Source organism: Nocardia panacis, from assembly GCF_003598715.1.
GTDB classification, from domain to species: Bacteria; Actinomycetota; Actinomycetes; order Mycobacteriales; family Mycobacteriaceae; genus Nocardia; species Nocardia panacis.
On the sequence record NZ_QZFU01000010.1, the window covers coordinates 217747 to 237226 of the forward strand.

At 62.8% G+C, this 19480-nt stretch carries 29 protein-coding genes; 10 read left to right on the plus strand and 19 right to left on the minus strand.

From position 1 onward, the window contains the following. Window positions 1-9: 9 nt before the first annotated feature. From D5S18_RS02975 to D5S18_RS03055, 16 genes are all read right to left on the minus strand, one after another. Complete coding sequence (locus D5S18_RS02975; protein ID WP_120037710.1) at window positions 10-330, minus strand: hypothetical protein; 321 nt, start codon at window positions 328-330, stop codon at window positions 10-12. Window positions 331-380: 50 nt separating this feature from the next. Beyond that, complete coding sequence (locus D5S18_RS02980) at window positions 381-701, minus strand: hypothetical protein (protein ID WP_120037712.1); 321 nt, start codon at window positions 699-701, stop codon at window positions 381-383. Window positions 702-800: 99 nt separating this feature from the next. Next, window positions 801-1439 (minus strand): hypothetical protein, encoded by a 639-nt coding sequence (locus D5S18_RS02985; protein WP_120037714.1) that lies wholly within the window; start codon window positions 1437-1439, stop codon window positions 801-803. Window positions 1440-1541: 102 nt separating this feature from the next. Then, the gene (locus tag D5S18_RS02990; protein WP_120037716.1) at window positions 1542-1946 is read right to left on the minus strand and encodes a hypothetical protein; all 405 of its coding nucleotides are present in this window, start codon (window positions 1944-1946) and stop codon (window positions 1542-1544) included. Beyond that, window positions 1943-2212, minus strand: a complete 270-nt coding sequence (locus tag D5S18_RS02995; RefSeq protein ID WP_120037718.1) for a hypothetical protein — start codon at window positions 2210-2212, stop codon at window positions 1943-1945. Before D5S18_RS02995 ends, D5S18_RS02990 begins: the two co-directional genes overlap by 4 nt. Continuing rightward, a complete protein-coding gene (locus D5S18_RS03000; RefSeq protein WP_120037720.1) occupies window positions 2212-2424 on the minus strand; it encodes a hypothetical protein in 213 nt (70 codons plus the stop codon). The genes D5S18_RS02995 and D5S18_RS03000 overlap by 1 nt, the downstream gene beginning before the upstream one ends. Window positions 2425-2591: 167 nt before the next feature. Continuing rightward, complete coding sequence (locus D5S18_RS03005; protein ID WP_203236550.1) at window positions 2592-3044, minus strand: hypothetical protein; 453 nt, start codon at window positions 3042-3044, stop codon at window positions 2592-2594. 26 nt (window positions 3045-3070) lie between these two features. Then, window positions 3071-4087 carry a phage major capsid protein gene (locus D5S18_RS03010; RefSeq protein ID WP_120037722.1) on the minus strand — a complete coding sequence of 339 codons (1017 nt, stop codon included), beginning with the start codon at window positions 4085-4087 and terminating at the stop codon, window positions 3071-3073. A gap of 25 nt (window positions 4088-4112) precedes the next feature. Beyond that, a complete protein-coding gene (locus D5S18_RS03015) occupies window positions 4113-4604 on the minus strand; it encodes a hypothetical protein (RefSeq protein WP_120037724.1) in 492 nt (163 codons plus the stop codon). 92 nt (window positions 4605-4696) lie between these two features. Beyond that, window positions 4697-5614 (minus strand): DNA cytosine methyltransferase, encoded by a 918-nt coding sequence (locus tag D5S18_RS03020; RefSeq protein WP_120037726.1) that lies wholly within the window; start codon window positions 5612-5614, stop codon window positions 4697-4699. A 157-nt stretch (window positions 5615-5771) separates the two neighbouring features. Continuing rightward, the gene (locus D5S18_RS03025) at window positions 5772-6428 is read right to left on the minus strand and encodes a VG15 protein (protein WP_120037728.1); all 657 of its coding nucleotides are present in this window, start codon (window positions 6426-6428) and stop codon (window positions 5772-5774) included. Further along, on the minus strand, window positions 6425-7888 hold the full coding sequence (locus D5S18_RS03030) for a phage portal protein (protein ID WP_120037730.1): 1464 nt from the start codon (window positions 7886-7888) through the stop codon (window positions 6425-6427). Before D5S18_RS03030 ends, D5S18_RS03025 begins: the two co-directional genes overlap by 4 nt. Beyond that, entirely contained in the window at window positions 7885-9315 is a 1431-nt protein-coding gene (locus tag D5S18_RS03035; RefSeq protein ID WP_147403834.1) for a terminase large subunit domain-containing protein, read from the minus strand. The genes D5S18_RS03030 and D5S18_RS03035 overlap by 4 nt, the downstream gene beginning before the upstream one ends. 173 nt (window positions 9316-9488) lie before the next feature. Further along, on the minus strand, window positions 9489-9674 hold the full coding sequence (locus tag D5S18_RS03045; RefSeq protein WP_120037736.1) for a hypothetical protein: 186 nt from the start codon (window positions 9672-9674) through the stop codon (window positions 9489-9491). 307 nt (window positions 9675-9981) lie between these two features. Beyond that, the gene (locus D5S18_RS36330; protein WP_120037738.1) at window positions 9982-10293 is read right to left on the minus strand and encodes an HNH endonuclease; all 312 of its coding nucleotides are present in this window, start codon (window positions 10291-10293) and stop codon (window positions 9982-9984) included. 372 nt (window positions 10294-10665) lie between these two features. Continuing rightward, window positions 10666-11106: a hypothetical protein gene (locus tag D5S18_RS03055; RefSeq protein ID WP_120037740.1), complete on the minus strand. Its 441-nt coding sequence runs from the start codon at window positions 11104-11106 to the stop codon at window positions 10666-10668. 29 nt (window positions 11107-11135) lie between these two features. Here D5S18_RS03055 and D5S18_RS03060 point away from each other — a divergent pair, with 29 nt between their 5' ends. Beyond that, complete coding sequence (locus D5S18_RS03060; protein ID WP_147403835.1) at window positions 11136-11657, plus strand: hypothetical protein; 522 nt, start codon at window positions 11136-11138, stop codon at window positions 11655-11657. Window positions 11658-11698: 41 nt separating this feature from the next. Here the strand turns inward: D5S18_RS03060 and D5S18_RS36335 are convergent, their stop codons facing one another. From D5S18_RS36335 to D5S18_RS03070, 3 genes are all read right to left on the minus strand, one after another. Next, a complete protein-coding gene (locus D5S18_RS36335; RefSeq protein ID WP_369410355.1) occupies window positions 11699-12016 on the minus strand; it encodes a helix-turn-helix domain-containing protein in 318 nt (105 codons plus the stop codon). Window positions 12017-12279: 263 nt separating this feature from the next. Beyond that, a complete protein-coding gene (locus tag D5S18_RS03065; protein WP_147403836.1) occupies window positions 12280-12993 on the minus strand; it encodes a hypothetical protein in 714 nt (237 codons plus the stop codon). Continuing rightward, entirely contained in the window at window positions 12990-13466 is a 477-nt protein-coding gene (locus D5S18_RS03070) for a hypothetical protein (RefSeq protein WP_120037746.1), read from the minus strand. The genes D5S18_RS03065 and D5S18_RS03070 overlap by 4 nt, the downstream gene beginning before the upstream one ends. Window positions 13467-13643: 177 nt before the next feature. On the opposite strand from D5S18_RS03070, the gene D5S18_RS03075 reads away from it, so the two are divergent. The 9 genes from D5S18_RS03075 to D5S18_RS03115 all read left to right on the plus strand — a co-directional run bounded on the left by D5S18_RS03075 (window position 13644) and on the right by D5S18_RS03115 (window position 19480). Continuing rightward, the gene (locus D5S18_RS03075) at window positions 13644-13880 is read left to right on the plus strand and encodes a helix-turn-helix domain-containing protein (RefSeq protein ID WP_120037748.1); all 237 of its coding nucleotides are present in this window, start codon (window positions 13644-13646) and stop codon (window positions 13878-13880) included. A gap of 263 nt (window positions 13881-14143) precedes the next feature. Beyond that, the gene (locus tag D5S18_RS03080; RefSeq protein WP_120037750.1) at window positions 14144-14851 is read left to right on the plus strand and encodes a bifunctional DNA primase/polymerase; all 708 of its coding nucleotides are present in this window, start codon (window positions 14144-14146) and stop codon (window positions 14849-14851) included. An 11-nt stretch (window positions 14852-14862) separates the two neighbouring features. Next, the gene (locus tag D5S18_RS03085; RefSeq protein WP_120037752.1) at window positions 14863-15546 is read left to right on the plus strand and encodes a hypothetical protein; all 684 of its coding nucleotides are present in this window, start codon (window positions 14863-14865) and stop codon (window positions 15544-15546) included. Further along, a complete protein-coding gene (locus D5S18_RS03090; protein ID WP_120037754.1) occupies window positions 15543-16364 on the plus strand; it encodes a hypothetical protein in 822 nt (273 codons plus the stop codon). Before D5S18_RS03085 ends, D5S18_RS03090 begins: the two co-directional genes overlap by 4 nt. Before the next feature lie 150 nt (window positions 16365-16514). After that, window positions 16515-17066 carry a hypothetical protein gene (locus D5S18_RS03095; RefSeq protein WP_120037756.1) on the plus strand — a complete coding sequence of 184 codons (552 nt, stop codon included), beginning with the start codon at window positions 16515-16517 and terminating at the stop codon, window positions 17064-17066. A gap of 6 nt (window positions 17067-17072) precedes the next feature. Further along, window positions 17073-17333 (plus strand): WhiB family transcriptional regulator, encoded by a 261-nt coding sequence (locus D5S18_RS03100; protein WP_120037758.1) that lies wholly within the window; start codon window positions 17073-17075, stop codon window positions 17331-17333. Next, window positions 17330-17785: a hypothetical protein gene (locus tag D5S18_RS03105; protein ID WP_120037760.1), complete on the plus strand. Its 456-nt coding sequence runs from the start codon at window positions 17330-17332 to the stop codon at window positions 17783-17785. Before D5S18_RS03100 ends, D5S18_RS03105 begins: the two co-directional genes overlap by 4 nt. Further along, entirely contained in the window at window positions 17763-19058 is a 1296-nt protein-coding gene (locus D5S18_RS03110; RefSeq protein WP_120037762.1) for an ATP-binding protein, read from the plus strand. Before D5S18_RS03105 ends, D5S18_RS03110 begins: the two co-directional genes overlap by 23 nt. Further along, window positions 19055-19480 carry a single-stranded DNA-binding protein gene (locus tag D5S18_RS03115; protein WP_158607784.1) on the plus strand — a complete coding sequence of 142 codons (426 nt, stop codon included), beginning with the start codon at window positions 19055-19057 and terminating at the stop codon, window positions 19478-19480. Before D5S18_RS03110 ends, D5S18_RS03115 begins: the two co-directional genes overlap by 4 nt.

Consider the following 19480-nt stretch of genomic DNA (forward strand, 5'->3'; position numbering starts at 1 on the left):
CACCCCCAACTATTCCCCGATCAACGCTTTTCGGCGCGCGGCCAACTCATCGTTGATCCGATCCAACGGCACCGTGTCCGGATCGGCTGCGACCGGAGCATCATTCGGCCGTGCCACCGGTTTCGGGGCCTCCCCCTGCCCACCGGACCGTTGCCAATTCGCGCCCTGAACCGCGTACAGAATCGCGGCCAGGAAATCCATTTCCTGAGTCCACCACCACGACCGAGGATTGCGGGCGCGATACAGTGCGCTCTCACCGTTTCGCGGCATGAACGCTATGAGGGTGCCGAATTCCGACCAGGACAGTCGTTCGGTGCCGATATCCGCCACACGGTAGCCCGCGCGGAGCAAGTCGTATTCGATCGGCCCCGGAAACTCGGTCAGGAGTTTTCGGAGCCAACCGATTCCCCCACGGCCGCGCTGGACGCCTCGGTCCAGGCCCGCGACAGCGAGATCACCTGGTCATTGGCCATCTTCAGTACCGCGTCCGCCGCAGCGGGGCACTCGACACCGATCAGCCCCCGAGTGAGCCGCGCCTCATCCCAGTTCTCGTCCACCGCTTTGCCGACCATGGCCGCGGATTCACCAGAGAGATACTGGAGAAACGGAACCGAATAGATGCGCCCGCCGTCCTTGCCGCGAAAAGCGAACCTGTTGCCCTTTTTCGAGCCTTCGGACTCGGGAACGATGAAAACAGTCATGACCAGACCTCTCGTGACAAATGCGATGGACCGGGAGACCCCGCCCGGCAGCGGGTCACGGTCCGGTCAGAAATGAACATGCCGAGCAGCATTCGGAAATCAGACGTCGGGCGACAAATATTCGACGACGTGCACGGTACTGCCATCGGCGATGGTGAATCCGAAGGCTTCCACGGTCACCTCGTATCGAATAATGTCCTTGGAGACCTGCGTCACGTCGCCCACGGTAATCGGTTGCCCCTTCGGGATGACCTGGCGGCGCAGTTTCGACCCCTGGATGGTCTCGGTGACGAAAACCCAATTGGCGAGAGGCGCGGCGGTGTGATTGACCTGGACCGCAACGACGGTATTCGCATCCGCGCCGGTTCCGCCCTTGGTGATAGGCTTGACATTCTCGACGCCGTAGACCAAACGTAAAACATCCAAATTAGTGGATTCCACGAAATCCAATTTGAACGTGGACGAAAAATCGCTCTGCGGCGTACTGATGACGGAGCCGCTGAAGTCTTTCACCTTCTGGTGATCTCTCGCTTCGGCATTCACGATCCCCGCGTCGGACAAACCGCCGAGATTGACGAGCACCGATGTGCCGGCCAACGTCAACCCATTCAGATCCTTCGTGAAATCCTTGGCAAGATCGATCCCTTTCTGGGCATTTTCCTTGCTGTAGGGAGCCGCGAAAACGACACCCTTGACACCCGGAGCGGGCGTATAAACCTTGTCGGTATTGGTAGGCAACTATTCCCCCCGAAAAACCTCGGACACCCCGCGCCCGATTTCCAATAATCAATCTCCGAACAACACCGGGCACAACACCCGACAGGCAAACCATCCGCTCGGCTACACATTTGTCGAAATGCCGAGACGCACTGTAAGCGTCCACCGGTCCTGTGAGAGCACATCCGGGTCCGGGTGCCGCACCGGACCGCCGACCTCATGCCACGAAGAAATCCAGGCATGAGCGGGCTTCCCGTCGTCACCCGTGTAATTCACGTATCGGCCCGGTGCCAGCTCGAAAATATCGGCCACCTCCCCGGCCAGCGCTTCCGCGCTGCGGACGTCCCAGCACTCGGCGAGGATCATCGGACCGTCGGTCACCTTGGTCAGGCGCGGGCCGCCGACCCGCGTGATCCGCACGAACCGATTCGGGCGTTGAATATCGATATCGGTCAGCACCGGGACATTCCCGAGCTGCGCCACCAGCAGCGCTCGCGCCACGAGCAGCGCGGGCTTGCGTGCGTTCATCGGCCCGCTTCCAGAGCCGAGATCAACGTCGCCCCACCGTGTTTCGCTTCGTGCGCCATCGCATGTGGGTCCGCGGTCGTCACCGAGGTCCGCCAGCGGCCCTGTGGGGCCGCCCGCCCCTGCTGGCTGTACACGACGTACTGACCCCCGTTCCCGCTCGCGGTGGCCGCCTCCTGGACCCGCTTCGCGCGTGCCTCCAGATCGGCGCGAACACCCGGCGCGGCACGCAACGTGCGGAACCCACCGATATTCCATTTGATCCGCATCAGCCCTCCACTCTGCGCAGATGCACCACAAGCCCCGGCGTGAAGGCGAACGGCCCGGTGCCGAAATCCTGCGGCCAATCGAAAACCTCGAATTGCCAACCGAACCCGCGCACCCGGTCGAACGGCTTGCACCCGAACCCCGGTGGTACGTACAGCTCGTGGGTGATCACGAGCCGGTTCGGGCCAACGGTTTTCGCTTCCCCGGTGCCCATCACCGAACGTTGCGACTGAGCCGGACCGAGCCCGTACACACGCTGAGCGATCGGTGGCCCCCACGTCCTTTTCAGGGCGCCGCGCCCGTCACGCTCCGGGCCATCCGCAACCGGGAGCACCTCCACGCTGTACCGCAACGGAAACAACGCCACGCTTCCACCCCTCGCTAGTAGTCGAATCCGGCGAAGTTGTCGCAGTCGTCCGGCCCATTCACCACCCGTACCCCGCTCAGATCCATCGGTCGATCCGGATAGACAGGAGTCATGTCGATCGTGAACGCTGACGCGCGCCGCGCCCGGCACAGCTTCTGGAGATCGGAGATCTCCAAAGGCCAGAACATCGAACGACGTTGCTGCCGCGTATCGAGCGTCTGCGAGTACGGACCGGCCGAAACCTGCACCGCCGCACCGGAGCCCGTGTCCAGCCAACGCAGGATCGCCCCGCGGATGAGAGCCTTGGCGGCCGGATACTCCGGCGCAGTGACGGCCATGTCCCGCAAGCACGGAGCCACCACACCGGCAGTAGCCACGGCATCCGCCACCATCAGCGCCACTTTGGCCTTGTCCAGCCCCGGCGAGAACGGTTCGAGATCGGCGGCGATATCGAAGGTGATCGCCAAAGCCTCACTCCCTCAAAGGTTCGCGGCTACTTGACGATCGCAGCCGGGTAGCGCTTGGTCTTGTCCTTCTGCAACGCGGTCAGTGGATTCGCGACCACGAACCCCGCGCGGAAGGTCACCCGCATCGCCTTGCTATCGGCCTGCATGAGGTTCAACAAGACCTTTCCGGCGGCGTCGGTAATCACACCCTCGGAGAAAATGCGATATTCGATGTCCTGACGGATGCCGACGACCACTTTCGACCAGTCCGCCGCAATGATGCTGGCCTGGGCGTCATCCCACGCACCGTTGTCCACTTCGCCCATCGGCTTGCCGTACAGCGTGCTCGGCGTGCCAGCCGCGAGCGAGGGAACATAGATCGGTGTGCCCTGGCCGTTACGGAGACCGATCAGTTCCCATTCGATTCCTGGGGCGCTGGCGAACCCGCTGATGCCGTACCCCTGCTTACGCAGCCGCTTACCGGCCTCGGCGACATCCTCACCGAGATCCGACTTGCGGCTGGTCGACGCGGCGTTGGCACCAGTTCCGGATGTGGACACCGGGATGTCGCGGTTGCGTGTGATGACGTTTCCTGCGGCAATCGCGCCGGCCAGGAGGCTCGTACCGAAGCTCACCGGCATGTCCGCGCCGAAAATGCCTGCCTGGTCCAGCTTCCGGCCGATCGCCTCGGCGACACGCGGTGCGACCTGCGACCACAAATCTATGCGGGCATCGGCGACCACGTTGTCCGGGATCGGCACCACGACCGCCAGTTCCTCAGCGGTGATCACGATGTCTTCCCACGCCTGCAAGTCGGTCTCTTTCATACCGGACTTGCTGTCCGATTTCGGCTCGGAACGCACCCAGTAGGCGTCCGGTGCCGACCCCAACACCGATTGCCGCGCGGTACCCGCGCTCATCTGCACCTTGTTCGCCATCGTCAGCAACGCCGATGCCTTCGGCGCGGCCTGCAAGATCTCCGTAATAGCCTGCGGCGGCATGAGATTGGACCCATAGCCGCCCGAAAGCTGGGCACTGCCCAGCACATTGGCGTATCCCGCCACAATTCCCCCCAAAAAATTGAACGCTCTACTTGATCAATTCCCCGCGCAGCCAGTCCGTGAGATTCGCCCCCGAGATCCCCGGACCGGTGCTCGCCCCTTGGCGCGGGTCCGGCCTCGGTGCCCGCGGAGTCGCCTGTTCCCCCCGGAATTTGAGCAGCGCCTCCGCGCTCGCCTCGAACTCCTCGACCGTGCCCCCGCTCAACAGGCCAGCCGGAACACCTCGCGCTGCGGCGACCTGCGCACGTGCGGTCGAGACCTCGAGGTCGCGCGCTCGCGCTTCGGCCACCTCGGCACGCTTCACAGCCTTTTCGACTTCCGACAGGTTCGCGGCCTCGGCCGCGTCATACCTCGCAGCCTTGTCCCGCAAGGTGTCATAGTCGGCGTACTTGTTTCGTTCACGCGCGACGCGCTCACCAATGATTCGGTCAAGCGCTTCTTGCGATTCGATCGGAGTAAACGACGCTGCTGTCCCCTCATTTTCAGCAGCGGCGCTATCCGACCCGATCTCATCCGCCATAGCAGACACCTTCTTTCCGTTTCCTGCTCGTCAGCACATTGAATCCGTACTGTTGACCGCCGTACGTGCCGCGTAGATCTGCGCAGAATCGACTAGCCGCAAGGGTTTTCAGTAGAACCGATGGCGATCATGTCGAGCAGCAGCGCAATCGCGTGCGCGGCTTGCGGCGGTATTACGCCGTTGCCGAGTAGATGTAGCTGCCCGTAGTAGGGCAATCCGAGTTCGGGGGCGGTTACCCAGCCCGCAGGTAACCCCATCATCCACTCCACGAAGCGGGGCGACAGCCGAGGCTGTCCGTTTCTGTTGGGCTCAGCGATCCACGGTGCCGGACGTGTGCGACGTTCCCATTCCTGCACAGCGGGCAGGAACTCACCCCAAGCGTTTTCGCCACGTCGATCAGTCGAATTTGGTGATCCTGTCGAACACGAACCGCTATCGGGCTCCCCCCGCCGACCGCCTCCGATGCCGCTGGAGTCGGCAATAGGCGATTCTGGGCCGGCGCGTTTCCATTCGGCGAATCCGCAGGCAGGGTCGGTAATAGCAATGAAGACTCTTTCGCGCCTGTGCGGCGCTCCGACATCAGATGCTCGTACAGAGACCCATTGCGCAGATAGCCCGATCTCGGCAAGGTCCCCGAGTACCGTATCGAATCCCTTGCTTCGATGTCCTGCCACGTTTTCCAGCAGCGTGATTCTCGGTCGTAGTACGCGAATGGCTTGATAGATGTAGGGCCAGAGATGGCGCGGGTCATTTTCTCCTTTCCGCCGCCCCGAGGTAGAGAACGGCTGACATGGATAACCGGCCGTCAAGATATCGATCGGCGGTACCGCGTTCCAGTCGATTTGTTTGACATCGCCGAGGTTCGGAATGTTGGGCGCGCGGTGTCCGAGCAGTTTGATCGCGTTGCGGTCGATGTCCGCGACCCAGACCAGTTCTGTATCAGCGAAGATCGTTTCCACGGCCATATCCAACCCGAGATAGCCCGAACAAAGGCTACCGATTCGAAGCATGTGTTCCTATTTTCAGATACCGTCTGTGAGCGCAGAAGGAAACCCCTCGGCTGCTACAGTCCCAAAAGTGGCCGCACGAGCGGTCCCAGATCACCGATCAGCTTGATAACGTCGAGCAACACAGCGAGCATCCCTATCACCCCCTCACCGGATTGTTCTAGGCGTAGCCGAGTTCCCGGTACGCCTTTCCCAATGACTTTCGATCTGTCGCCCCCGCGAGTCGGGATGCCTCGATGTATTGCTGTTCCCACTCGCCCAGGTCGGGCATGTGAGGGATTTCGACATCTTTTCGCAGTGGATAACCCACGCAGCGGCAATTGGTGTGCGCGCTGAATGAAGCTCGTTCTTCGGAGGCGTACACAATGGTTCGGGTGGCGATCATCCGGCAGAACCAGCACGCGGCCGGTGCCGCGTAGCGGATCGCCCCCACCTGCTCACGAACGGTGTTGTCCAACACCGTCGTTCGCTGCTGCTGGTACAGATGCCGTTGACCGACCCCGAGAATCAGATCCCATACGGCGTCCTTGCCCAGAGCCCAGGCGACACCGGGCTGTAGTGCCTCCGGCGCGGGCATCTCAGCGGGTATCGCGCGGTAGTCCAGGTCCGGCGCGAGCCGGTTGTACCAGTCCACGGTGAGGTCACCGGCCGCCGACAGGTACGGATACACCGTGGAGGGATACCGCTCGTAGAAGGCGTGCTTCCAGCCCTTCGCGGAAGTACCGCCGCCCACCTCGTTCCACACCGCGTGCAGGTCACCGGCCATAACCACGTTCAACTGAGCGAGTGGTACCCGGATATCACTGACCGCGGTCATGCCGTTTGATTCCCCGCAGAATCGCCTGTGCTCACGCTGCCGCTCCGCATAGCCGCCTGCGCCACATCGGGTTTCGTCGCCTGGACATGCGCCGCCGCGCCCGGTAGTCCGGCAACGAGCTGCTGCACGCGGCCCCGCCGGAGGTCTTGCTCGACTTGGCGTTGCTCGATCTCGGTGAGCCCGATACGCCGCCATGTCACCGGCGAGCTGGCTGGAAGAATCTGTGCCTGGACCAGTTTTGTTGTCGAGTCGGCTTCGGCGGCCATCGTCGGTGTGGCCGCGTCGCGCCAGTCCAGCCCCACTACTCGGTCGTAGTCGGCAGGGATCGCGCCATCACGGATCAGTAGGGCGAGACGGCCGACTTCCCGCCAGGCCCGGCCGAACATCAGCTGACGGCGTTCGGCGCGCTTGACCAACCGCGATTCCATTGCCCGGATGGCGTCCGCGGACGCTGCGGTGTCGGTCGCGAACCCCAACATCATCGGTGGAATCGCCGTTTCAGCGGACAGGAGCTGCGCCAGGCCGCGAAGGTAATCGAGATATGGTCCCGGCCGGCCTTGCTCGAATTGCCCGACCGCCGGTTTCGCATCAGGGCTGTCCTCGTCGTGCGGGATGGCCATCATGCGCCCGATCACGGCTTCCCACCCGGTTACCGCGCTACCGTCCGCCTTCGCGAACTGCTCGGGCGCCACACCAGTAGCCCAAAGCCTCGGGGCACTGAAGAATTCACGGTTCAGCTCCATCGCGCCCAAGGTCCGCACCGCGTTGTCCACCAGGCCCCGCACGCCGCGCGTGATCTCGCTGCGCCCGAATGGCCTTGACGCCGTGGGATGGTTCGCCATCTGCACCACGGGCAATCGGCCCAGATTGTGTTGGTCGCGGTCATAGACCCGCCACGGTCCTGCGCCCAGCTCGCCGCGCTCGAGGTAGACCGTCTGATCCGGCAGATACAGCCGAGCCGATGTGTACACCTTCCGATCGTCGTCCCAGTACCGGGACACGGCCACCGACAGCCGCCGTGTGCGCACGTCCCGGATGCCGGACATGTGCAGCGGCGATTCGACTGTGATCAGCGGGTGTACGTCGTCGCCGGTGCCAACGGTGATGAAGTCGCACCCGTACACGAGCGAATCGACGTGCGCGAGGCTGGAATCAGTGTCCAACTCGTTCCGCCGGTAGATCTCGGTCAGCCCGTAGTCTGCGCCCTGTTCGACCCAACCGAGCCAATCCAGGCGCTCATCCAGCACGTCCACAGCGACCCCGGCCCACCCGACCACGGTGTGGACCAACGGTGCGATACGGCGGGGAATAGCGATATCCAGCGACCGGACCCGTTGCCGCCCCTCGTAATACGCCTTCGCCGTGCGGTTCGCGATCTCGTGCCGTTCGATCAGCAACCACACCCGATTGAACTGCTGCTGCTCGTCATCCGATAAAAGCCCGAGCGTCGACAGATTCACAGCACCAACACCTTCCCCCCACCCCGACCCAACCGCCTACGCGCCGGTCGCGCGTCAAGGAACCCGTACAGCGCCAACGTCACGGCCACGGTCGGGGTGATATCCGCGGTCGAGTCCTTCCGGCCCCACGCCCACAGATCACCCACCGGCCGCTTCCTCGCCACGTCCACCGATTCCGACAGAATCGGTTGATTCACATGCCGCAGCCGCGCCGAGTACACGTAGTCATAGAAAAGCCCACACGCCAACCCGAATTCGCTCAGAGTTGTTCGCACCACCGGAACCCCCAGGTGATCCAATTCCGGGATCACCGTTGCGGCGGGGCCGTCCGCGATCACCACACACGGCCCCCACTGCGCCACCAGCGCGGCGAGTCTCGGTGCGAGCCAATCGGTTCCACGCCGATTGTCTACGATTTCCACGTGATACAGCCCGTCGCGGCGTGCGCCCGCAATTGCGATGGATGCTTGCGAGCGGTCCGGGCTGATATCCACAGCAACCGCGATCGGGTCGAGAACCTGCGACGTGCCGTCCGCCAGGAGTCGCCAGGATTCCGGATCGATCACCGCGCCCGTACTTTTCGCGATCCACATTCCGAGCCGTTCTCGCATGAAAGTCTCGTCATCCATCGCGGCGCGTTCATCGGCGATGGTCTCGACTTCCAGCCGTATACCGGCAGCCGGATTCGCGGCCTTCCACACTTCGACCGAATCCAGGTCACTGCCTTCGGGTGCGGCCCATTCCAGCCAGCACACCCGTGGATTGCTTCCCTCCAGCGCGGACGCCCGAAGTTTGGTGAAGACCTCCCCCTCGGCCGATGGACCGGGAACGGTGCCGACATAGATGACCTGACGGTTACGCGATGCCGAAACGGTCGGAAGCAGGCTGGCCAGTGCGAGAGCCGAAAAATGTTGAGACTCGTCGGCCAAGATCAGGTCCGTACTGAAACCGCGGCCCGATGACTTCGACCGTGCGATGAAATCCACGCGTCCGCCGTTGCGAAGCTCGATACCCTCTTGCCCGTTCGTTCGGCGGATCTGCTTCACCATGCGGGACAATTCCGGATACCGCTTGTCCTCGAAAAACGAGACAAGGCGAAGGAACTGTGCCCGCGCCGTTTTCACCTCGTGCGCGGTGAAAAGAATTCGCTCACCCAGTGCGACCATGCCGTACAAGCAACGCGCCTCCAACAAGGCGGACTTGCCTTGCTGTCGAGCGACGCACAATCCGCACGAGGTGGCAGCCCACCGGCCGCCTTCGACGGTCAGCCAGCAGCGCATGACCTCGCACTGCCACTCGTCCAGTACGAGCCCGTATTGCGCGGCCAGATAGATAGCGTCCTCAGCCTCGGAGTGGCTTCCGGAAGGCGATATGCGTATCAGGGGCGGCGGATTCCCGGTCTGCCCGGCGGCGCGCGAGTTCGTCAAGCGGCGTCACCTCCTGGACCTCCGGTGGTGCCAGCTCCCGAATGCGTTCCAGCACGTCAAGCAGTGCTTTCGCAAGCTGGGCGCGGCCCACGCCGCGGGAAGAATCGATGTCGTCCATGAGTGCCCGGCGTATCGCCTGAAGGTCCGCCAGTTCGGCGCTGGGAGGCTTCCTGTCAGCCATTGGTCGGAGCGGGATCGGGTGCACCGGCCGGAACGATCTGCATGTCGTCGGTCAGCAACGGAATGTGGATCACCCGAGGCTTACCTGTCGCGAACGATGTGATCGTCGGACCGATATCCGAGATTTCCCACGGGAATTCCCGACCATCCAAAAGGAGACGCTTCTGCTTCAGGTCCACCGTTGTCATTTTGACTCGATCTGCCATGAATTTCCCCTGGTCATGAGTTGTTGGGGCGCGCGAATTCGTGTTAGTCTTCAGCCATGCGAAACCAAGCCACTCGAGAAGCCCGCGAGGCGGCCGGTGCGTATTCAATGTTCTTCGCCGCCCGGTTCGCTCGCTACGCGAACTGGATTCGAAGGCGATAGAAATAGGGGGCGGGGCCGAAAGGCCCCCTTTTTGTGTTCGGGGGGATATCGGCCTGTGTGCCTGAGAGGAGAAGTGCCCTCGATTCGAGGGGTTGCCCCCTACCCCCTGCGAGTGTGTTTCACCATTTGCGCGATGTAGGCATTCGATCGGCCATCGTGTCGGCTCGATTTCCTCGGGCCGCATTGCAGGCCCGGTGTGCGGCGCGGAGTTCCCCGAGCAGGTGACCGCCTTTGCTACGTGGGGTCACATGGTCAGCGGTCCAATCCATGCCTCGGCCGTCTTCCTGGGTAAGTGACGTATCGATAGGTTGGCCACATATCCAGCACACGCGACTTTCACGTCGCAGTGCCGCCTTGGCGCGGCGATACGCCCTGTGGTCGAGCCCGTTTCGTTTCCCTGCCACGATCACCCCCGTTCCGCACCTGCCCATTGAGCTAGACGCCTTGAGCAAGCCGAAAGGACGCCAGATTCAGAATCTGGCGTCCTTTCGGCTTTGCACGGGCCAAGACTGCCGTCGACTGCGCGGCCACCCATACCGCGCAAAGGAGTCTGCCCGTTCTCGGCGATTGAACGCCGAGCGGTTCCGATGTTGATTTCCGAGCGCCACCGGATAGCGCTGTCGACCACCCCCTATGTTGGTGGTGGCGTTGCGGTTTCGTCCGCCGGTATCGAGTCTACACACCCGATGTAGTGCGATTACGTTGCTCGTTGACGTCCAGGTGACCTGTTCCGATCGTGTTACGGTCACAGGTCGGGGGCGAGGCATCTAGGGAATGCCTCGCCCCCGACCCGGCCTAACGGGTTAGCTCATCTGGTCGACCGCCATGGCGTCCTGGCTGGCCAGATGGGCGCGGTACCGGTACGGTGCGACGCGCGGCGGGTCCACCTGTTCAGCGTAACGTGCGGCCAGATCGAACAACTCTGCGGCTTCGCGGAATTTCCGCGCAGCGAATTGGTAGGTGCCCCTGCGCTCTGCCGAGTATCCGGCAACCCACGAATCGTTCGCGGAATTGTGAATCTCCCTCATGCGACCGATAGTCGGCACCTTCTCCACGCGGAGGAGGAATCGAATCACCAGCCCGTAGGGAATAGTGGGAATAGATTCCCAGTCCCATCCTTTCCGAATCGCGCGCAGTGTCGCATGATCCAGTTCCTCGCCGGCGGCTTCAAGGTTCAGAGTTTCGATTCGGTTGGCGAAAACGGATCGAACTCGGCGTTGGTATTCATCGAGGTTGAGGGTCACTGATCTTTCCTTCCGATTGGTTCGTCACCTTGCGGCGACACCATGACTGTATAGGCTATACAGTCATGGTGCAAGGCGTGACTCAGAAACCTGATCGGGTGCCGCTTCCGGAGATGCGCACCGGCTGTATAGTGCTCGGCGTGAGTGAACCGGTGAACAGCGCGCGGTCTCGAGTGGCGGAAGTTCTTGCCCTGTATTCGCGTAGCGGCGATGCCGCCTCGCTGGCGGATGTGCGGCGAGCGGTGACGGCCGCTATGGTCGGCGGCGTGTCGTATGAGGAAATCGCGGCCGATGCCGGTCTTGGAGACCCGCTGGAGTTGCTGGCCTTCATCGATGAATCGAGTGCGCCCGCGATTCTGGCACGCATTGCAGTGCTGCGCGAGGAACGAGCAAAAGCATTGGACCGAGACATCCGAATCAAGGAATTGATGGCACGGGAAGCACCCAAGGCGCGGAGTCGGACCGGGTTGTCGGAAGTGCAGTTGGCGAAGAATTTCGGTGTGCAGCGCACCGTGTTGCGGAATTGGCTCGGCAAACCCGTCGTCTGGTAGCGCCGAATATCATTCCTGGACGGGCGATAGAACGCCCGCGGCTACGCGTCCAGGCTCAGTTGCCCAGAGCTGGGCGCAGTTCTCCGATGTCGCGGCCGTTTCACTCCGCGCCGACGATTTTCCATCAGGGCACGCCGTACGGCTCTCAACTCGTCACGCCTGTACATCCATACGCCTGCGCGCCGTTTGGCTTTCAGGAGACCTGCGAGACGCCAGTCTCGAAGGGTCCAGCGCGATCGATTGACGAGTTTGCACGCGTCGGGTTCATTCATCCATTCGGGAATGATGGACGGGCACGAATTGATAGTTGAGATGTCTTGGTCGGCTATTTCGCGGAGGCGCGTCAGCGCATCAAGCATTGTGGTCGCCCTTGGGTGGTCGAATCGCTAGTAATTCTATTTCTAGCTATTCCCTGAGCGCTTCCCTTCGGGGCGCTCCGGGTGTTCCTGCTCAGCGATGCCGCCGAGTGTTCGAGTGGAAAGCGTTGCCCCCTCCCCCTCGGTTCCCCCAAGTTAGCCGACAGGGCTTCACAAGACACCTGCGACTGTGAGTCGCAGTCCTGTGCTGATCAGCAGAAACACGTAATTTGTGATTTTCGTCACCATGGAGTGTCGGTGTGTGATCAGACGCGTTCGCGGTCGGGCATCGGCTCGTGCGCTTTGGCGTTGTGGCTCGCCAATCCGGCGCAGGCGTAGAGGATGATCGCAATCGCGGTCAGTGGCCAGGAGATGGCATCGTGAGTGTCTGCGAGGAGTTCGGGCGCGAAGTGGTCCGATGCCCTGTGTGCGCCAACGACCAGGCCGACGAGCGCCCCCGCCATCAGTAGCGACATATCGATTTCCTTGCGGGCGAACGCAGTTGAGACGAGTACGGCGACGTTCGCCACGATCACCGCCAGTGCCGCGATGTAGGAGTACAGCTCGGCCCACCCTCCGAGGTGACCGATGTAGGTGGTGTCGGTGTATGGGGCCTCGGAGATCGCGTAGAGCGTCGCGAGGGTCGCGCCGAGCGCGAGAGTTGCCCGCGTGACGATCGGGGTGAGCCATCGCGCACCCCACGCCTGGGCGGCATGCGTGCAAAGTCCCCACGCCGCAACGCATCCGGAGAGATCGCCGAGCAGATCGGCCAGATTGTCGAGTCCGGTCAGAGCGCGGATTCCGTCGTTGATCCATACGTTGCCGATGCTCGGATGGCGCAGGACCGCATAGGTTGCCAGTGAGCCGAAGGTGATGGTCATCGGCCGGGATGCGGCGCGGACCCATGATGGTCGGCGCACTCGCACTACTGCCAGTGATGCCACTACGGCGATGGCGAACAGAGCATCGATCAGTGTCATTCTCGGAGCCCCCGCGTGAGTCGTTCTCGGCGTTGCCTTTTCGTGTTCTGCTTCGATGCCGCTGGGGCTTCCGACGCGACTTGCGTTGCCCCCCTGGCTGTCGTGGGACTCATAGTAGGGGCGGTCTGCGACGTACCGGACGCGTCATCGAAAGGGTCGTCTGCTTCTCCCGCGCTTTCGAGTTCACGCCGGTATATCTCGGCGGCGAGTTGCAGACTGGTTGCCAGCCGCAGTGCGCGCGGTACACGAATCGCGCTGGCCTCGTCGGCGGTCAGCAGACCGGCCTCCACCAGCCCCTCCAGCGGGTCGGCACCGTAGGCGCGCGCGAGGAGTATCACCGTTTCGGCCACCGGCGGCACCGAATACAGATGCCTGGCGACTTTCGTGTTGTCCATCCCGAGTCGTCTACCGATGCCGCGGTCGCTGTCGCCCCCTGATATGGCGTCTTTCCAGCGCTCGAATCTGTCGTCCATGCGGGGGATTGTGCCTCATTTCTGTGTCACCTTCAAACGTTTGACCAGGGTAGATGCTGGGTAAGTGACGCGATGATGTGACACGATTCTGTGTCACTCGTTGTATTTTCGCATCACCCCGTGGCAAGCTGCTCACCGCAGGGACGAAAAAGTAAGCGAGGGGAGGGGATACGGGGCATGGCGACGACACTGCGAATCAAGCGAGGTGTGCTCGACCAGGTGCGTACGCGCCTGAAGTGCACTTCCGATCGCCAGTTCGCCGATCTGCTCGGCGTCAGCCGGGAGACATTGCGGAGGATGCGCAGCGGCCAGCCGCCAAGTGCGGAGTTCATCACCGCACTCGCTGTGGCTTCCGGATGGCCACGCAACCTGAACAAGGTGATCGAGATCGTGGAGCAGCAACGAGCCGCATGAGCGCGGCCGCAGCGGTCTCGCACTCTCGAAGCCCCTGTATGACGCAGTACCGGCTCGAGTCGGGATAGGGGCACGACAGCCGAATATCGGGTCTGTCCAATCGCATTCGCCTCCTCAGCCCGCATTGGTGGGCCGGTCGAGCACGTCTCGAAATGGCCCCGCCGATTTCGGGGTGGGCGAAGCCTTGCCCAAATCGGGCGTAGTTGTTCTTTGAGAACTTCATAGTGTGGATCACTTTCAATAGAGAGGAGAACCATTTGGAAATGGTGGAACAGGCGCTCGCCTACGCGCGGGCCAATATTCCGGTGCTTCCGCTCTCCGGGAAGATCCCTCGTACCGAGCACGGGAAGGACGATGCGACCACCGATCCGCGCGTGATACGTGCGTGGTGGCGTCAGTTCCCGGATGCCAATATCGGGGTGCGTCCACCGACGGGCGTCGCGGTGTTGGATGTGGACCCGCGCAATGGCGGCACGTTGGATTCGTTGCGCCCGTATCCGGAAACGCGCATGGCGCGAACAGGTTCCGGCGGGTGGCATCTCTGGTTTCGGTTTGACGGCGAATCCCGCGGACGCCTCGGCGGTGGCCCCGGTGTGGATGTGAAGACCCATCGCGGCTACCTGGTCGCACCGCCCTCCGTCCACCCGGAGACGCACCAACGCTATACCTGGTCGAATTCCGCGCCGATTCAACCACTACCGGCACATCTTCGGGCGCGCATCCGCCCGGTCCACCACCCAATACGAGTCGCAGCCGTCCCGGGTGGCGACGGATCGGGGCTGGTGAAAGTTGTTGCGGCAGCGCGTGAAGGGGAGCGCAACAACCTTTTGTTCTGGTCATTCGTGACCGCGATGGAGGAAGGCGCGGACCCACAACTACTCGCGGATATCGCGGGCGCAGCGCGTTCCATCGGGCTATCGGAATACGAAATCGAACGCACATTGCGGAGCGCTGAGCGCCACCGCATCTAGAAGGGGAAAGAATGGACGACACCCAGATCAATCCAGTCGTGGTCAAGTTGATCGACATCCTGAACGATGTGACCGCACTTCATAATTCCCTGTGGGCCGAGATTCAAGCGGCGAGAAGGTCTGTCATTGTGCTTCACCTACCGCAGCTTTCGGATACACAGGATCACACGCCCACCGTCGAACCCGAGCCTGCCCCAGAGGCCGAACCACATATCGGCAAACGCATGTTCGTCACTGGTGCCGACGAGCCCGAAGACGTGCGCTGGGTCTCCACCGAAGACGGAGACCTGTACGTCCGTCGAGAGGCGGGCGATTGGCGCTACTACGTCACCGACGACCAGGGCGAACGGTGGGGGATACTGCCGCACACCTGGTATTCGCTGTTGAACGAGTACCAAAATCTTTGGGAGCACGAACCAGCGGAACCGGAGGAAACAGCGGACCGGCCATTGTCGCTGTCGGATACCGCAGGCATATTGCGTCAGTACGGATTCCGGACCGGGCAACGGAGACTGAAAGCCCACCTTGCGGCAATCGGGTGGACGGACGAATTCAACACCCCCACCGAGCAGGGCACTTCCTTTCTGATGGAGGTCGAGCCGGCGAATTCGGAGACCATGCGGAGCGCGGTGGTCCGGGTTACCCCGGCCGGTATCTCTCGACTGATCGAGCTGCACAAGCGGGGTGTTCGATGACCGACTATCGCGTCCAGCGCGACCGGTGGGGACGCCCGCTGTTGATCCCGAAGGGCGAGACCGAGCGCGAACCCTACACGCGAGCATCAACGTTGGCGAAAGCCCTGGACGACGGGGCGGGGCTGATGAACTGGAAAGCCGCCATGGTCGCGCTCGGCGTGGTGCAGGACCGCCCGCTATCGGCCCGAGTAGCTGCGCTGCTGTCCCGAGACGGTCACCACGCCTACGCCAACAACAAGAGCGCGATGCGCGATATCACCGAAAGGGCCATGGTCGCAGCGGGTTCGGGGCGTGCCGCCGACAGCGGGACCGCGCTGCACGAGCTGGCCGAGGTCGTGGATGCCGGGCGCTGGCCCGCAGTCATGCCGCCTGAAGCGGAAGGGCCGATGCGCGCCTACGCCGAGACCATGACCGCCGCCGGAGTCACGGTCCTGGATTCCGAACCCTTTCTAGCAGTCGATGACATCCGCTCCGCCGGGTCCATGGATCGACTGATCAAACTGGACGGCAAGGTGATGTGCGCCGACATCAAATCAGGTACCAACAACAGCAAGTACCCGTTGGGCGTGACGTGTCAGACCGCGATCTACGCCCACGGCGAGCGATACCACATCGAGGACGACAGCCGGACTCCATTGCACCCGGATATCGAACTCGCTACGGCGGTGCTGATCGAAATACCCAGGGAACCCAACAAATACGGCAAGTACGAGGTGCCGCTGTACGCACTCGACATCGAATACGGTTGGGACGCCGTACAACTCGCGCTGCGTCTGCGCGAGGTCCGCAAAATTCCCGCGCTGAGGCGGATCGCCTGATGGTGGTCGAAATCGTCGTGTGGGTCTGTCTCGCGCCATGCATCGCGGCCGGTCTCGTACTCCACATCGCGTTGTTGATGGCTGTATTCGACTGCGCACGTACATATTTCATTCCACAGAGTTTCGTTCGACCGGGGAGGGGATAGCCCGATGGGTTACGAGAAGAACAACGACTACGTCGAAGTCAACGAACGACTTCTCAGTTTCCGCACCAAACATCCGGAAGGCTCGCTACAGCCACGGAATCCGGACCGCCCCTACACGGTGGAAGAGATCGGCGGCCAGATCTTCATCGTGTATGTGGCTGCCGCGTATCGGACGCCAGACGATCCACGGCCCGGTATCGGCGTTGCCCAGGAGTCTTTTCCCGGCAAGACGCCCTATACGCGCGGCTCGGAGATCCAGAACGCCGAGACATCCGCATGGGGGCGCGCCATGGTCGCCGCATTGGCCGCTGATACGAAACGCGGCGTCGCCTCCGCTGCCGAGGTCCGCAACCGCCAGGCCGAACAAGACGCGCTCGAACAGCTTCAAGCCGATGTGTTCGAGGCATACAAGGAATCCGGTTTGAACCGGGACCGACTGATGGCCCTTTTCGGCCAGTGCGGTGGGGAGGGCAAAGTGTCGGACTGCACCGATCACGCGGTCCTGACAGCCCTGCTGTCCGCAATCAAGTCCGCGGATGCGACGGGGGCCGTGTGAGCGCCGATGAAACCCGCCGATAGCGGCTGGCGCGATCGTGCGGCGTGCGCGGGCCAGGATCCGCGTCGCTGGGATGTGGAGAACCTACCGGCCGATGATCCGGACGGCGCGGCGGCCCGACTGTGCGCGAACTGTCGCGTACAGGTCCAGTGCGCCCGCGATGCGCTCGTGCCGGTGGACATCACCCGCATCGTGGGCACCGGGCATCTGGAGGCCCCCGACCTTGTGGAGCTATCTGGCACGGTCCGGGCAGGGATCATCACATGACCGCGTTCGACCGGCTCGCGGCCATCGCGGGCGTGGGGCCGGAAGCGGCCGAATCGGTGGCTGGTGGGCGGCTCTGCCGGGATTGCCGCCGCCGGACCGAACGCTACCGTTCGGCGCGATGGCACCCCGGTATGCCGGTCTATCGCGGACGGGGGCTGTGCGACTGCTGCACCAAACGCAGGACCCGCCGTGGCGTTCCACTACCCGACCTGATCGAGCCGGCGAAATCGTTCACATACCACCGAGATTCGCGCCTTCCCGGCTTCCGGTTCAAACCACTGGGTGACTGCGCGGTGTGCCATGAGCAGATGGCGACCAAGCGGGCGGTGGCGACCGGACATCCGGGACGGATTCATGCCGCGCACGGGATTTGTCGGCGATGCGCGGCAAACACCTACAACAAGACCAAGAGACGGAAACGGGCGAAGGATGGCAGCAAACGACCCCAGTGACCCCTACGCAGAAAGGCAACTGATCGGGCTCGCCCTCGTACATGCCGACCAGGCGCGGGTGCGAGAGGCGTTCCAGAGCGTGCGGTCCGGGGACTGGACGATCACACGTCACACAGATATCGCGGCCGTGCTGTCGGACATGCTGCGCGACGGGATTCCGGTCTCCGCGGTCACGGTCCACGGGGAACTCGTACGCCGTGGCACGACAACGGTTCCGCAGGACTGGTTGACCGATATCGCCCAGGAAGCGTGGCAGCCGGAAACGGCCCCGAAGATCGCGGAGACGATTCTGCGGCATTCAGCCAACCGGACACTCGTGAAGGGACTGCGCGCCGCGCTGGCCGACCTCGAATCCCCCGAAGGCACGACCGTCCACAAAGTCAGCGCCCAACTCCGCGCCTGGTGCGAACGCGCGGAATCGACGGCCGCACCCGCGTCGCCCGCCGGGCCGACCCCGATGGGTGAATTCCTTTCCGTCGCCACCCGATACGACTGGCTTGTAGCCGGACTGCTCGAACGCGGCGAGCGCCTGGTCCTCACCGGCTCCGAAGGCGGCGGAAAAAGTGTGCTGTGCTCACAGATAGCCGCGTGCATCGCGGGCGGAATCCATCCCTTCACCGCCGAAATCTTTTCCGGCACACCAGAACATCGAGTACTGGTGATCGACTGCGAGAACTCTGCGGCGCAGTCACGCAGACGGTACGGGTGGATCACCCGCCGAGTGGACCAGGCACGCCAACAAGTCGGCGCCGACCGGGTGCCGTGGTCGCAACGCACTGCGATCGAGGTCCGACCCGCCGGTATCGACCTGCTGAACGGTGCGGATGTGGCCTGGTTGGAAAGCCACATCTCCGCATGGCAACCGGACGTTCTGGTACTCGGTCCGCTGTACAAACTGCACCATCAAGACCCATCGAGCGAACCGGCCGCACGTGAAATCGCCTGGGTGATAGACGGATTGAGAGAACGCTACCAATTCGCGGTGATCACCGAAGCGCACTCCGGCAACGGGACCGATACCACCGGGCGGCGCAATATGCGCCCGATCGGAAGTTCTCTTTGGCGCAGATGGCCCGAATACGGGTTCGGGCTCGCACCGAAACAGGGTGCGGCGCAAACGAATGGCCGCGATCAGGATGTGGATGTGGTGGCCTGGCGCGGCAGCCGCGAAGAACGCTGCTGGCCGAACGAATTGCGCTGGGGCGAAACCCTGCCCTGGCGACCCGAAGACGAATACTTCGACAGAGCAAGCGAATGGAGCAACAATCAATGACAACCACATTGGACACCACCGGCACCGGTTTCATCATCGCCGAAATAGAACTTAAATTCACCCCGGCCGGTCAAGCCGTTGCCAACTTCCCGATCTCGTTCGGGCGCAACGTGAAAGACCTTGCTGGCGAATGGGAGAAACGCGACACTATCCTTGTGCGGGCCACCGCATGGGGATTGCTCGCCGAATTCATCGCCGAGAACTTCCAGGCGAAAGCCGAGATCGAGGTATCCGGACCGATTTTCGAGCAGTCGTGGACCGACAAGGACGGCAACGAACGCAAGAGCCTGGCCATGCGGGTACGGCAGGCATCCGGACCGATCCAGAAACGCGAATACAGCAACTCCGGTAGCGACGCGGCAAAGCCCTCGAAGCGCGGCAATGGCAAGAAGGCGTCACCTTGGGATAGCGACGACATCTAG

Coding starts and splice junctions, on each gene's coding strand:
- D5S18_RS02980 (WP_120037712.1), bottom strand. CDS start 701: ATGACTGTTTTCATCGTTCCCGAGTCCGAAGGCTCGAAAAAGGGCAAC.
- D5S18_RS02990 (WP_120037716.1), bottom strand. CDS start 1,946: ATGAACGCACGCAAGCCCGCGCTGCTCGTGGCGCGAGCGCTGCTGGTG.
- D5S18_RS02995 (WP_120037718.1), bottom strand. CDS start 2,212: ATGCGGATCAAATGGAATATCGGTGGGTTCCGCACGTTGCGTGCCGCG.
- D5S18_RS03000 (WP_120037720.1), bottom strand. CDS start 2,424: ATGGGCACCGGGGAAGCGAAAACCGTTGGCCCGAACCGGCTCGTGATC.
- D5S18_RS03015 (WP_120037724.1), bottom strand. CDS start 4,604: ATGGCGGATGAGATCGGGTCGGATAGCGCCGCTGCTGAAAATGAGGGG.
- D5S18_RS03020 (WP_120037726.1), bottom strand. CDS start 5,614: ATGCTTCGAATCGGTAGCCTTTGTTCGGGCTATCTCGGGTTGGATATG.
- D5S18_RS03025 (WP_120037728.1), bottom strand. CDS start 6,428: ATGACCGCGGTCAGTGATATCCGGGTACCACTCGCTCAGTTGAACGTG.
- D5S18_RS36330 (WP_120037738.1), bottom strand. CDS start 10,293: ATGGGCAGGTGCGGAACGGGGGTGATCGTGGCAGGGAAACGAAACGGG.
- D5S18_RS36335 (WP_369410355.1), bottom strand. CDS start 12,016: ATGCTTGATGCGCTGACGCGCCTCCGCGAAATAGCCGACCAAGACATC.
- D5S18_RS03065 (WP_147403836.1), bottom strand. CDS start 12,993: ATGACACTGATCGATGCTCTGTTCGCCATCGCCGTAGTGGCATCACTG.
- D5S18_RS03070 (WP_120037746.1), bottom strand. CDS start 13,466: ATGGACGACAGATTCGAGCGCTGGAAAGACGCCATATCAGGGGGCGAC.
- D5S18_RS03075 (WP_120037748.1), top strand. CDS start 13,644: ATGGCGACGACACTGCGAATCAAGCGAGGTGTGCTCGACCAGGTGCGT.
- D5S18_RS03080 (WP_120037750.1), top strand. CDS start 14,144: ATGGTGGAACAGGCGCTCGCCTACGCGCGGGCCAATATTCCGGTGCTT.
- D5S18_RS03085 (WP_120037752.1), top strand. CDS start 14,863: ATGGACGACACCCAGATCAATCCAGTCGTGGTCAAGTTGATCGACATC.
- D5S18_RS03090 (WP_120037754.1), top strand. CDS start 15,543: ATGACCGACTATCGCGTCCAGCGCGACCGGTGGGGACGCCCGCTGTTG.
- D5S18_RS03095 (WP_120037756.1), top strand. CDS start 16,515: ATGGGTTACGAGAAGAACAACGACTACGTCGAAGTCAACGAACGACTT.
- D5S18_RS03100 (WP_120037758.1), top strand. CDS start 17,073: ATGAAACCCGCCGATAGCGGCTGGCGCGATCGTGCGGCGTGCGCGGGC.
- D5S18_RS03105 (WP_120037760.1), top strand. CDS start 17,330: ATGACCGCGTTCGACCGGCTCGCGGCCATCGCGGGCGTGGGGCCGGAA.
- D5S18_RS03110 (WP_120037762.1), top strand. CDS start 17,763: ATGGCAGCAAACGACCCCAGTGACCCCTACGCAGAAAGGCAACTGATC.
- D5S18_RS03115 (WP_158607784.1), top strand. CDS start 19,055: ATGACAACCACATTGGACACCACCGGCACCGGTTTCATCATCGCCGAA.